10 protein-coding genes are annotated in these 11,332 nt (G+C 65.4%); 3 read left to right on the top strand and 7 right to left on the bottom strand.

Annotated elements, in window-relative coordinates:
- Positions 1-52 precede the first annotated feature (52 nt).
- From ACPZMI_RS15810 to ACPZMI_RS15800, 3 genes are all read left to right on the top strand, one after another.
- Positions 53-1,165: a PepSY-associated TM helix domain-containing protein gene (locus ACPZMI_RS15810; protein WP_186667498.1), complete on the top strand. Its 1,113-nt coding sequence runs from the start codon at positions 53-55 to the stop codon at positions 1,163-1,165.
- Positions 1,162-1,338 (top strand): hypothetical protein, encoded by a 177-nt coding sequence (locus tag ACPZMI_RS15805; RefSeq protein ID WP_186667497.1) that lies wholly within the window; start codon positions 1,162-1,164, stop codon positions 1,336-1,338. Before ACPZMI_RS15810 ends, ACPZMI_RS15805 begins: the two co-directional genes overlap by 4 nt.
- 72 nt (positions 1,339-1,410) lie before the next feature.
- A complete protein-coding gene (locus ACPZMI_RS15800) occupies positions 1,411-4,209 on the top strand; it encodes a dermonecrotic toxin domain-containing protein (RefSeq protein WP_426352604.1) in 2,799 nt (932 codons plus the stop codon).
- Here the strand turns inward: ACPZMI_RS15800 and ACPZMI_RS15795 are convergent.
- From ACPZMI_RS15795 to waaF, 7 genes are read right to left on the bottom strand one after another with little or no spacing between them, the layout of a single operon-like run.
- Entirely contained in the window at positions 4,182-5,624 is a 1,443-nt protein-coding gene (locus ACPZMI_RS15795; protein ID WP_426352603.1) for a lipopolysaccharide kinase InaA family protein, read from the bottom strand. The genes ACPZMI_RS15800 and ACPZMI_RS15795 overlap by 28 nt on opposite strands.
- Positions 5,624-6,376: a lipopolysaccharide kinase InaA family protein gene (locus ACPZMI_RS15790; protein WP_186667494.1), complete on the bottom strand. Its 753-nt coding sequence runs from the start codon at positions 6,374-6,376 to the stop codon at positions 5,624-5,626. The genes ACPZMI_RS15795 and ACPZMI_RS15790 overlap by 1 nt, the downstream gene beginning before the upstream one ends.
- Positions 6,373-7,107, bottom strand: a complete 735-nt coding sequence (locus ACPZMI_RS15785; RefSeq protein WP_186667493.1) for a lipopolysaccharide kinase InaA family protein — start codon at positions 7,105-7,107, stop codon at positions 6,373-6,375. Before ACPZMI_RS15785 ends, ACPZMI_RS15790 begins: the two co-directional genes overlap by 4 nt.
- A complete protein-coding gene (gene rfaP / locus ACPZMI_RS15780) occupies positions 7,107-7,913 on the bottom strand; it encodes a lipopolysaccharide core heptose(I) kinase RfaP (protein ID WP_186667492.1) in 807 nt (268 codons plus the stop codon). The genes ACPZMI_RS15785 and rfaP overlap by 1 nt, the downstream gene beginning before the upstream one ends.
- Positions 7,910-9,034: a glycosyltransferase family 4 protein gene (locus ACPZMI_RS15775; protein WP_288375791.1), complete on the bottom strand. Its 1,125-nt coding sequence runs from the start codon at positions 9,032-9,034 to the stop codon at positions 7,910-7,912. Before ACPZMI_RS15775 ends, rfaP begins: the two co-directional genes overlap by 4 nt.
- Positions 9,034-10,092: a lipopolysaccharide heptosyltransferase I gene (gene waaC, locus ACPZMI_RS15770; protein WP_186667490.1), complete on the bottom strand. Its 1,059-nt coding sequence runs from the start codon at positions 10,090-10,092 to the stop codon at positions 9,034-9,036. The genes ACPZMI_RS15775 and waaC overlap by 1 nt, the downstream gene beginning before the upstream one ends.
- Positions 10,093-11,142 (bottom strand): lipopolysaccharide heptosyltransferase II, encoded by a 1,050-nt coding sequence (waaF, locus tag ACPZMI_RS15765; RefSeq protein WP_186711380.1) that lies wholly within the window; start codon positions 11,140-11,142, stop codon positions 10,093-10,095. It abuts the gene before it with no gap.
- Between the last annotated feature and the right edge of the window lie 190 nt (positions 11,143-11,332).

Raw genomic sequence — 11,332 nt, 5'->3', positions numbered from 1 at the left:
CCCCGCCATTGCGTCCTAAAAGACAGCACAAGCTGCAAAGGCTGCAACCCTGATGAAAAGCCAAACCATCCGCCGCTGGTCGGCGATCCATACCTGGACCAGCCTGATCTGCACGCTGTTCCTGCTGCTGCTCGCCCTGACCGGCCTGCCGCTGATCTTCCACCACGAACTCGAACACCTGCTCGGCGATGCCCCGGAACTGCGCGAGATGCCCGCCGACACCCCGCACCTGGACCTGCAGCAGCTGGTGCTGAAAGCCGAACAACACCGCCCCGGCGAAGTGATGCAGTACTTCGGCTATGACGAGGATGAACGCAACGGTGTGGTGGCGATCACCGCAGCCACCGCCGGCACCGAGCCCAACGCCTCGCACACCTTCATGCTCGATGCCCGCACTGGCGAAGCGGTGGCCATGCCCGCCGCCAATGGCGGCTTCATGATGTTCATGCTGCGCCTGCACGTGGACATGTTCGCCGGGCTGCCCGGCAAGCTCTTGCTGGCGGCGATGGGCGTGTTGTTCGTCGTTGCCATCGTGTCAGGCACGGTGCTCTATGCCCCGTTCATGCGGCGCCTGCAGTTCGCCACGGTCCGCACCGACAAGTCGCGACGCCTGCGCTGGCTCGACCTGCACAACCTGATCGGCGTTGTCACCCTGACCTGGGCGCTGGTGGTCGGTGTCACCGGGGTGATCAGCGCGCTGTCCGACTTGGTCATCGCGGCCTGGCGCAACGACAGCCTGGCGGCGATGGTCGCGCCTTACCGCGATGCCCCGCCGCTCATCGAGCGCGCGCCTGCCACGCAGTTGCTGCAGATCGCCGAACAGGCCGCACCAGGCATGCGTGCGGACTTCATCGCTTTTCCCGGTACACGCTTCTCCAGCGAGCACCACTACGCGGTGTTCATGAAAGGCGCGACACACCTGACCTCGCACCTGCTGACCCCGGTGCTGATCGATGCCCGTACCCTGGAGGTCACCGCAGTCGGCGATCGCCCCTGGTACATGGACGCCATGGGCCTGTCACAGCCGCTGCACTTCGGCGACTATGGCGGCCGGCCGATGCAGATCCTCTGGGCGGCACTGGATGTGCTGACCATCGTAGTCCTGCTCAGCGGCCTGTACCTGTGGTGGGGCAAGCAGCGCAAGCCACGCGAGGTGCGGACATGAGCCACCGCTCGCAAAGCACTCGGCGGATCTTCGCCTGGCCGACCGCCATCGCCCTCCTGAGTGCTGCAGGGCTGTTCGCGGCCTTGCTCGGTGATGGCGCCTGGGACGTGCTGTCCTGGATGGGGCTGGGCCTACCGGCGCTCCTTGCGGTGCGTGGCCTGTCGCGACGATGAGGTAATCGGCTAACGCGTCCACCGCGGGCAGGCACGCCAAGCTGATCGCTCCATCACTGCGGAGCGCAGCCCATGAGCCTGCAACATTTCCAAGCCTTCGACCAACAACTGAGCAGCCTGCTCACCTCGCCGCCCAGGCCTGATACCTCACAGCCCTGGCTCAAGGCGCGCCAGCGGTATTTCGCTGACCTCGCCGAGTACTGGCTCGACAAGGGCGCCAGCACCGAAAGCCGCAAGGCACGGCTGATCACCTTGTTGCGCGAACAACTGCTTGCACAGATCACCCTGCGCGTCGACGACCACACCCTCGGCTCGAACCACGCCGATTTGCTCAGAACCAGCATAGAGCTGCCGCTGCCCGGACAACGCCAGCATCTGCCCCACGCCGAACGCCCGCAGGTGTACCGCCCACTGCTGGACATCGGCACCCCTCACTGGCGCGAGTTCCTGCCCGGCGTCTTCGTGATTGTCGAAGGCGGCCCCGAGGGCAGCTCGCCCGACCCTGACCACCCCAGTGACTACGCCGTGCTGTGCAGTCTTTCCCACGGCATCGAGGCGTTCGACGATCTGGCAGAGCTGCACACCGAGCTGTGCGAACGCCTGGACGACCTGCAGCAGAGCAGACCATTGCTGCAGTTGATGGCCAGCGATGACCAGCGGGAGCTTGCGCGCAATGCCGAACGCCTGCGTTACGAGTGGTTCAACGACGATCCGCTGCAGTTGCAGGCCCAAGCCCTGATAGATGGCCAACATGCACGCCTGACCCAGGCTTGGGAAAGCGCTGCCCAGGCATCGTCACTCGACTGGCCAACCCTGGCCACCCAACTGGACACAGCCGCCGACCTGCTGCCCCTGGCCGACAGCCGGTCGGCCCTGCAGACGCGCTATGCCCTGCTGCTGGAGAGAAACAGCCCCGCCTGGCTCAAGAACACGTCGGCACAAGGCCTGACCCACATCATGCAGACCATGCAGGAGCTGGTGATCGCCATCGACAAGGCCGCCGCGCCAGGCATTCTCAGTCACGATCAGTTCCTCGACCGTGAAGGCCTGCGCACCTGGACCTGCGAGCAACTGCGCACAGCCCTGCGCCAGCAGTATCAATTCGATGTCGATCCGCTTGAGCTCCGTGTCAGCGTGACAATGGCACGCCAGACCGGGCCCGTCCTCCATCCCGGCCTCGCCACCGGCTACATCCCCGCCGCCAGCCGCCCGCAGGTTGGCGACACCGTCGAACTGGTTTCGCAGACTTACCGACTCGATCAGTTGGCCATGCTCAATATCGCCTGGTTCGACATCGACTATTGGCTGACAGCACGGGTACACCGCGCGGACGGCAGCCCCGTGACACAGATCACTGCGGCGCAGATCAAGCAGATGGTTCGCGCCCTGGACGTTGGCGAGAGCTACAGCCGCTACCTGCGCACGCACCTGCTGGAGTCACCGACGGCCAAATGGCGACAGGAAAGCTACGCCGCTATCAGCACAGCACGCATGCGCGCCGAGGCGGCCAAGGCGCGATACGCCGGCCACTACCTCGAAGATGCCTTCGAGCGCGGCTATAGGTGGACGAGCACCGTGCTCGACCATCCCGACAGCAGGCAGCGCGCGGCGCTGAAAACCACGCGCCTGAGCGTACGACAACTGCTGATCGGGGGTCATACGGTGCAAGGGGTCATGCTCGTCACCCCCGAGAACGCCGGCATGCTGCGCTTTCTGGTCTATACGCCAGATGCCCCGGATCGACGCGCCTGGCGCGAATATCGCAACGCCCGGCACATGCTGCGCACGCTACGCGAGAAGCCAGCCCTGCGTGCCTATGTCACAGAGCGCATGCCGTTGGCCAACCCGGATGAGATCGAGCGCTGGCTGTCCAAGGGCGGTTTGGGCTCACGGGTCAGCCGCCCGGAAATCACCGGCGACTTTCAGCACGCCCGCTATCAGGCCGAAGTCCATGCAGCCCTCGCAGCGGTGGACGCGGCCACCAACACCAAGCTGGAGTTACTGGGCGATTTCAGCCTGCATGTGCTGTGGATCATCCTCGACCTGCTCAGCCTGGTTCTGCCTAACCGTGCCCTGTCACCGCTGTCGTTCGCCCGTGCTGCGATCTCGGTAATCGACACCCACAAGGCGCGCGTCGAAGGTGATCGCATCGGCATGCTGCGCTCGCTGGTCGATGCCTTTACCCATACCAGTGATGGCATCAACAGCATCGCGGGCTCAACCGTGGTGCGCCGGGCAATTCGAGCCATGCCGCCGACACCGCCGCTGTCGCTGCCTCCGAGCATGGCCAGCGCGGTCAATACCAGCAAGCTGCGCTACCGGGTCGACGGCATCCACAAGGAGGGCATCTATGAGCAGCCTTCACCCTATCCCGGATTGAGCTTCTACTTCATCAAGGACAGCACGGGCCAGAGTTACCAGGTCGCGTTCGATGGTTACCGCTGGCGGGTGGTCGATCCGCGCAAGCCGGACACCTACACCAAGGTGCCGGTCAAGCGTCGCAAGGATGGCGAATGGGTCGTGGACTCCCCCGTCCTGTGGTACGACGGCCTGCCAGACCTGAAGGCGATGTTCGACACCTGTCGCCTCGCCGAGGTGCCTGCAGGGAGCAAGCGGGAGGATACCGACGGGCTGTACGAGAGCGAGCAAGGGCTTTACCTGCTTGCAGGTGGCCATGCCCTGCCGCTGCGCGCGCATCTGCTGAAGCATTACTACCACTTGCTGCTCGCCGAGCAAAACCGCGAAAGCCCCACCTCGACCATCCTGCGCTGGCAGGACGGCCAATGGCGCCTTCGCGTGCGCCAGGCCGGTCGCAGCAGCGAATGGCTGCCGCTACCGCAGGCTTATTCGGTGAGCCGCGGCAGCAACTGATCGAGGCGCTGGTGCAAGGCACTGCTGCTCGGCCAGTTGCGCAGCAAACGCGCACGATCACGTGCGTAGGCGGGAGCGAAGCTGAGCTGGGTGGCGTGCTGGGTCATGGCATCAAGGTCGATCAAGGCCCACTGGCCGTCCTGCCAGAACAGGTTGTGCCCCTTGAAGTCACCATGGCTGATGCGCTCGGCAATCAGCTGCTGCATCAGCCTGACCAGCGCCTGCACCTGTGCCTCCGGCACTTCGCCACTCTCGACATGGGGCGCGAAGCATGCGGTCAGATCCGGGCCGTCGACGTATTCGGTCACCAGGTAGGCGGTGCTGCGCAGCCCCATCACCCGTTGCTCCAGCACCGCCAGCGGGCGTGGCGTGGCGATGTCGAGAAACGCCAGGCGATGGCCTTCGATCCACGAATGCCAGGCGCGGCTCGGGCGCCAGAAACGCTTGAACCAGTGGGCAGTGTTCTTGATGTTGTAGCGCTTGAGCACCAGCGTGCGACCACCGGCCTCGATACGTGCGACGCTGGCGGCGCCGCCGGTCTTGTACAGGTGGCCCTGCTCGATCAGCGTGTCGGCCTGCTCCAGCACCGGCAACAGGGCAGCCACCTCCTCGCGCCGAATCGCCCGCAAGCCTGAGAGGCTGCGCTCGACGCTGAACAACGTGCAGTCGCGCCCGGCTTTGTCCAGGTAGTCTTTCAAGCGCCAGCTGCGCACCTTGTCGACCTGCTTCTGCAAGGCTTCGAGCGGCAGTGCATGCTCGCCATTGGCCAGCAGGTAATGCACCAGTGCCTCTTCGATGAAGGGTTCCAGGCGCTTGGGCAACTGGGCGAACAACACCCCGAGGTTTTCCAGCACGCGCTGGCGCGACAACTGCTGGCCCGGCGTTTCGGCCTTGATGCCGGCACCGTCGATCAGGTAGAGCTTGCCCTTGTGACGCAGCAGGTTGTCCAGGTGCAGGTCTTCCTGCCACAGGCCCTTGGCGTGCATCTGCGCCACCGCGGTCAGTGCCTCGCCGAGCACACCATGCTGCTCATCCGCCAGCATCGGCAGATGCTCGACCCTGGCCCAGGCATTGCCCAGGTTCTCGGCGTTCTCAAGGAACTCGAACAGCAGCCAGCCACCCTCGCCATCCTTCAGGCCATCGGCCAGCAGGCGGGGTGTGGTCAACCCCTGTGCAGCCATCAAGCGCACACCCTCCAGCTCACGCTGGAAATGACGGGCGGCGCTGCTGCCGACCAGCAGTTTGGCCAGCACCGGCGTGCCACGCCAGATACCGGCACCGACATAGCGCTGCCCCGGCAGCACGCGCAGCAGGCTGAGCAACTGCAGCTCGGCACTGCCGGCAGCATCTTCGAGCGTCACATTCAGCGGCAGGCTCGGGCTGCGCCCGGCGTCCTTCAGTTCAGACAAACGCATCAGCGGGCCTCTTTTTCACGACGGCGTTGCGTGAGGCGTTGCAGCCAGGTGCCGACCAGCGCGCTGTCGGCCGGCTGCGCCAGGTAGGCGGCGAGCAGGCTGCGCACGTCTGCCTCGCTCCAGGCACGGGCGCGACGCAGCAAGGGCTCGAGGTCCTTGAGGCGGTCACGCATGCCAAACAGCAGTGGCCGCGTCTTTTCCAGGTCGATCAGCTGGGCCTGCCAGCCATCGCGGCGTTCACGCAGGAAAATATGCTTGGGATAGAAACAGCCATGCACCTGGCCAGCGCCGTGCAGGGTACGCGCCAGCTCGCCACAGGCCGCGAGAATGCCCTGGCGCTGCTGTTCGGGCAGTTGCGGCCATTGGCCGAGGAAGCTCTCCAGATCGCTCCACTCGTCGAGCGCGCGGGTCATCAGGATCGCCCGGTGCTTGCCGCCCTGCTTGCGCTCGCCATAGAACACCGCCTGCAACGCCGGGATGTTGAGCTTTTCGTAGCGGCTTATATTACGGAACTCGCGGGCGAAGGTAGGCTCGCCGAACGGCCGATGCAGGGTACGCGTGAGGTAGTCGCTCTGGCGCTTGAGGTAGTAGCCCTTGCCCTCGAGCTCCAGGCGGAACACGCTGCTCCAGCCGCCGCGCCCGGTGTTGGGTTCGTCAACGGCGTCCAGTTGCAGCGCCCACAGCGCCTCGAAGTCGTTCAGGCCATGGCGTTGCAGCAGCGCCTGATCGACGCTGGCCAGGTAATCGGTCATTCCCTTCCCTCGAAGAAGCTCACCACCTGGCGAATCCGTCGCTTGTCACGGGCATTGAGCCGCGCGTGCCCGCGATATTGCAGGTAGAAGCGCAGGCGCTGGGTGGCCGAGAGGTGATATTTGGCGACCTTGTCCAGGCACGCCAGGTCCTTGATAAGCCGGTGGCGGAGCATGAAGCCGCGCCAGAAATCGCCCGTCGGGCAATCGATGAAGAACAGCGTCGCCTGATCATCCACCAGCAGGTTGCGCCACTTCAGGTCGTTGTGGGCGAAGTGGTGATCGTGCATGACCCGGGTATGGCGCGCCAGCTGACGACTGACATGCTCGACCCAGGCGCGGTCGGCCAGACGCGGATCGTTGCGCTCGGCCAGCGCCGAAAGGTCTTCGGTGCGCGGCAGCTCGCGGGTGATCATCGCCCCGCGGCCGAACGACAGGCCATTGCGCTCCAGCCCCCAGGCCACCACTTCGGCGGTAGGGATGCCCCACTTGGCGAACTGCTTGAGGTTCTGCCATTCGGCCTTGATCCGGGGGCGCCCGAGGAAGCGACGCATGTGCTTGCCGGCACCGGTGTAGCGTTTGACGTAGTAGTTGATCCCATCGCGCTCGATGCGGATGACTTCGCTGAGCGGGTCACGGGTCAGGCGTTCGCCGTCAAGGGCGAACACCGCGTCGATACTGCCGAAATCCGCCGCCAGGTGTTCGTAGCCTGGCGCCAGTGTCCAACCCGCCATCAGAGCGCATCCCCATAGCGTTGCTTGCGATCGTAGAGTTTCTGCGCCTTGCGTTCGAGCCAGGCGAGCAGTGCGGCTTCCTCGCCGAGCACCTGGCGCAGCGGGCGCTGGAAATAGCCCTTGAGGAAGCGCAACTTGTCGCGGCGCGTCAGGCCGATGTCCAGGGCCGAGAAATACAAGGCGGCCAGGTCCTTGTCGCGCCAGCGACGGGTGATTTTCGCCCGAGTCTGTGCGCGGTGCAGGTCGATCACCGACAGTTTGAAGTCTTCCGGCGTCACTGGCCGGTCGGTGTGCAGCAGGAAGTGGCAGATGTAGCAGTCACGGTGGTTGACGCCAGCACGGTGCATGCCGCCGACCATCTTCGCTACCTCGGCGATCAGCGCACGCTTGAGGCGCGGCTCGGGAGGCTGCCTGAGCCAGTCGATGCTGAAGTCTTCCAGGCTGACGGTAGGTGCCAGCTCCTCGGTGACGATGAACGAATGCTGGGCCGCCGGGTTGCTGCCCCGCTCGCCATAGGCGACGGCGGTCATGGTCGGCACGCCGACCTCCTGCAGGCGCTGGATCGCCAGCCATTCCTGGCCGGCACCGAGCACCGGCAGCTTGGCGCTGAACAGGTTCTTGAAGATCTCGCCCCAGCCAATGCCACGGTGAATCTTGACGAAATAGCCCTCGCCCTCGACCTCGGTGCGCAGGGTTCGGCGCCCTTCGAGCTCGCGGTATACCTCGCCCTGCAAGGCTTCGACGGCGTCGAAGGGGTCGCGCCCGGCCCACAGGCGCTTGAAGGGTTCGGCCAGCATCAGCTTCATGCGTGCTCCTGGCCGAGGATCACGTCGGCGGCGTGCTGCGGCATGCTGTAGAGATCGGCGCTGTCGGCAAAGGCCAGGCCGTTGCGCGCCCAGTCGGCGCGGGCCTGCGGGTCTTCGAGCATGCGCTGCAGGTAGGCGTTGAGCTGCTCTTGCTCGAACGGCTCGTCGAGCACCAGGCCGCTGTCGGCCTCGGCGATGTAATGGGCATAGCCGCAGACCTTGGATACCAGCACCGGCAAACCGGCGACCAGCGCTTCGAGCAGCACGGTGCCGGTATTTTCGTTGTAGGCCGGGTGGATCAGCAGGTCGGCGCCGAGCAGGAAGCGCGGGATATCGCTGCGCCCCTTGAGGAACTGCACCTGGTCACCCAGGCCGAGCGTGGCGCTCTGCAGTTGGAACACCTTCGGGTCGTCCTGGCCGATGACCATCAGCCGGGTGCGCTTGCGCAGGCTCGACGGCAGTGCGGCCAGGGCCTTGAGGCTGCGATCGACGCCCTTGGTCTTGAACCCCGAGCCGATCTGCACCAGCAGCAGGTCGTCGTCACCCAACGCGAACTCCTGGCGAAACGCTGCGCGGATCTCGGCGGCATTGGAGGGTGCCCGGCGATCCTGGGAGATGCCCGGCGGCAGCAGGTGGAAACGCTCCACAGGGGTGTCGTAGTGCTTGATGAACAGCGGTTGCTGCACTTGCGAGATCATCAGGATCTCGGTGGCAGCATCCTTGGCGAACACCGCACGCTCGTATTCGGCGAAGTGCCGGTAGCGGCCCCAGCGGCGGTACAGGCCGCCGCGCAGGGTCTGGGCCTTGTCTTCGAAGCAGCCGTCGGCGGCGTAGTAGACGTCCAGCCCTGGCATCTTGTTGAAGCCGATCAGGCGATCGACCGGGCGCTTGGCCAGGTCGGCGGCCATCCAGGCACTGAGCTTCTCGTTGCGACGGTGGTTGAACAGCGCCTTGACCGGCGCCACCAGCACTTCGAAGCCCGGGGGGATATCACCTTCCCAGATGAGTGTGTAGACGCGGATCTGATGCCCGCGCTTCTGACACTCGAGGGCGATGCGCATGAAATCGCGCTGCAGCCCGCCGAAGGGGAAGTATTTGTAAAGCACGAAAGCCAGTTGCATCAACGAACATCCTCAGCCAGCAGCAGCGCGCTCAAGCGGCCCGCCACATGCTCGGGATTCAGGCGAGTGAAGCACAGCGGCCACTCGCGTTTGAGATCGAACCGGCGCAGGTCCTCGGCGCTCGGTTTGTAGGTGCACTTCTTCTGCAGGCACGGCGCGCAGGGGAAGTTGCTGGCCTGGTGGATCTGGGCGCGTCCGTAGGCACCGGTCAGACCAGGATTGGTGGGGCCGAACAGCGAGATGGTCGGCACGTCCAGCGCGGCGGCCAGGTGGCCGAGGCCGGTGTCCACCGCCACGCAGGCCTTGGCCGCAGCGAGTATGCGCGCGACCCCTGCGAGGTTCAATTTGGGGAGTACCTGGCAATTTTCCAAGCCTTGGGCGATGCGTTCGGCACGGGCCTTCTCCGCAGGATTGCCCCAGGGCAGCACGACTTTCATCTTGCGCCGCCCCATGCGCTCGGCCAGCTCGCGCCAGTAGGCTTCCGGCCAGTGCTTGGTGGCCCAGGTGGTGCCATGCAGGAACACCACGTAGGGGGCGGTCGGAGGCAGTTGCAGGCGGTTCAGGTCGAGGCCGTACTGGCCGATGCCTTCAGGCAGGTCGTAGGCCAGGGACAAGGCGAACAGCTGGCGTACCCGCTCCACCGCATGCTGGCCGACGGCTACCGACAGCCGCCGGTCGTAGAAGCGGCTGGCCCAGCCTTCGCGCGCCGAATAGCGGTCGAGCCCGGCCACCGGTGCCTTGACGTAACGGGTCAACCAGGCCGACTTGACCAGCCCCTGGGCATCGATCACCAGGTCGTACTTGCGCTCGCGCAGGCGTTGCTTGAAGGCCTTCCACTCGCCGCTCTTGAGCGTTTGCCAGATATTCTTGCGCCAGCGCCGGATCGCCACCGGGATCACCTGGTCGACCGCCGGATGCCAGCTCGGGATCTCGGCGAACCCCTCTTCCACCACCCAGTCGAAGCGGATGCCGGGGATGGCGTGAGCGGCATCGGTGAGCGCCGGCAGGGTGTGGATCACATCGCCCAGCGACGAGGTCTTGATGATCAGTACCCGCACTTAGTCGACCTCGGCCACGCTATCGATCAGGTTCGGACCACCCAGGCTGTGCAAGGCGGCGATGACTTTTTCAGGCTCGAGCAGACGCAGGCAGTTGTAGTGGCCGAAGCGGCAGGTGCGTTCGAAGCACGGGCTGCACTCGATGCCGGTGCGCACCACCTCGACCTGGTCGGCCAGCGGCGGAGTGAAGCCCGGCGAGGTCGAACCGTAGACGGCCACCAGCGGACGGTTGAGCGCCGCCGCCACATGCATCAGGCCGGAGTCGTTGGACACCACCGCATCGGCGCAGGACATCAGGTCGATGGCTTCGGCCAGCGAGGTCTCGCCGGCCAGGTTGCTGGACTCTTCACGGAACCCCGGGATCAGCCGGTCGCGGATCTGCTCGCCGACCGGATGATCGTTCTTCGAGCCGAACAGCCACACTTGCCAGCCCTGACGAATCATCGCGTCGGCAACGGCGGCGTAGTGCTCCGCCGGCCAGCGCTTGGCCTCGCCGAACTCGGCACCTGGGCACAGCGCCAGCACCGGGCGGTCCAGCTCCAGGCCGAACTTGGCCAGGGCGGCCTCGCGGCTCTGGTCTTCGATGCGCAGGCTCGGGCGGGGATAGGGTTGTGGCAGCGGCGCGCCCGGCTCATAGGCCAGGGCCATGAAGCGCTCGATCATCAGCGGGTAGCGCGCCTTGTCGAGCTTGCGCACGTCGTTGAGCAGCAGGTAGCGCATCTCGCCACGCCAGCCGGTACGCTGGGGGATGCCGGCGAAGTAAGGCACCAGTGCCGACTTGAGCGAGTTGGGCAACAGGATCGCCTGGTCGTACTGGCCGGCCAGTGATTTGCCGATGCGCCGACGCGTGGCCAGCTCCAGGGCACCGTGGCCGAGCGGGAAGCTCAAGGCCTGGCGCACCTCGGGCATGCGCTCGAGGATCGGCCGGCTCCACTCGGGGGCCAGCACGTCGATCACGCAGTCGGGGTGACGCTGTTTCAGGCACTGGAACAGGGTCTGCGCCATCACCATGTCGCCGACCCAGCTGGGTCCAATGATCAGTATTCTCATGCTTTATCCAGAAACATTCGGGGAGGCTGCAGGCTGCTCTACAACCTGGCCTCCCCTCTTTATATTCAGGCTATGTGGCGGACAGTGTACCACTGACATGCCTCGTTCGCGGGCAAGCCCGCTCCTACAGGCCCCCATAGATCTTGAGTGCTGTGGTGTACCTGCAGGAGCGGGCTTGCCCGCGAACGAA

Origin of the sequence: Pseudomonas wayambapalatensis (assembly GCF_049942315.1) — a bacterium.
In the GTDB taxonomy this organism is placed as follows: domain Bacteria; phylum Pseudomonadota; class Gammaproteobacteria; order Pseudomonadales; family Pseudomonadaceae; genus Aquipseudomonas; species Aquipseudomonas wayambapalatensis.
The sequence above is the reverse complement of the archived record's forward strand: the minus strand, read 5'-3'. Positions and strand labels throughout refer to the sequence as shown.

Excerpts from the sequence above, each read along its gene's own strand:
- ACPZMI_RS15810 (WP_186667498.1), top strand. The coding sequence starts at position 53 with ATGAAAAGCCAAACCATCCGCCGCTGGTCGGCGATCCATACCTGGACC.
- ACPZMI_RS15805 (WP_186667497.1), top strand. The coding sequence starts at position 1,162 with ATGAGCCACCGCTCGCAAAGCACTCGGCGGATCTTCGCCTGGCCGACC.
- ACPZMI_RS15800 (WP_426352604.1), top strand. The coding sequence starts at position 1,411 with ATGAGCCTGCAACATTTCCAAGCCTTCGACCAACAACTGAGCAGCCTG.
- ACPZMI_RS15795 (WP_426352603.1), bottom strand. The coding sequence starts at position 5,624 with ATGCGTTTGTCTGAACTGAAGGACGCCGGGCGCAGCCCGAGCCTGCCG.
- ACPZMI_RS15790 (WP_186667494.1), bottom strand. The coding sequence starts at position 6,376 with ATGACCGATTACCTGGCCAGCGTCGATCAGGCGCTGCTGCAACGCCAT.
- ACPZMI_RS15785 (WP_186667493.1), bottom strand. The coding sequence starts at position 7,107 with ATGGCGGGTTGGACACTGGCGCCAGGCTACGAACACCTGGCGGCGGAT.
- rfaP (WP_186667492.1), bottom strand. The coding sequence starts at position 7,913 with ATGAAGCTGATGCTGGCCGAACCCTTCAAGCGCCTGTGGGCCGGGCGC.
- ACPZMI_RS15775 (WP_288375791.1), bottom strand. The coding sequence starts at position 9,034 with ATGCAACTGGCTTTCGTGCTTTACAAATACTTCCCCTTCGGCGGGCTG.
- waaF (WP_186711380.1), bottom strand. The coding sequence starts at position 11,142 with ATGAGAATACTGATCATTGGACCCAGCTGGGTCGGCGACATGGTGATG.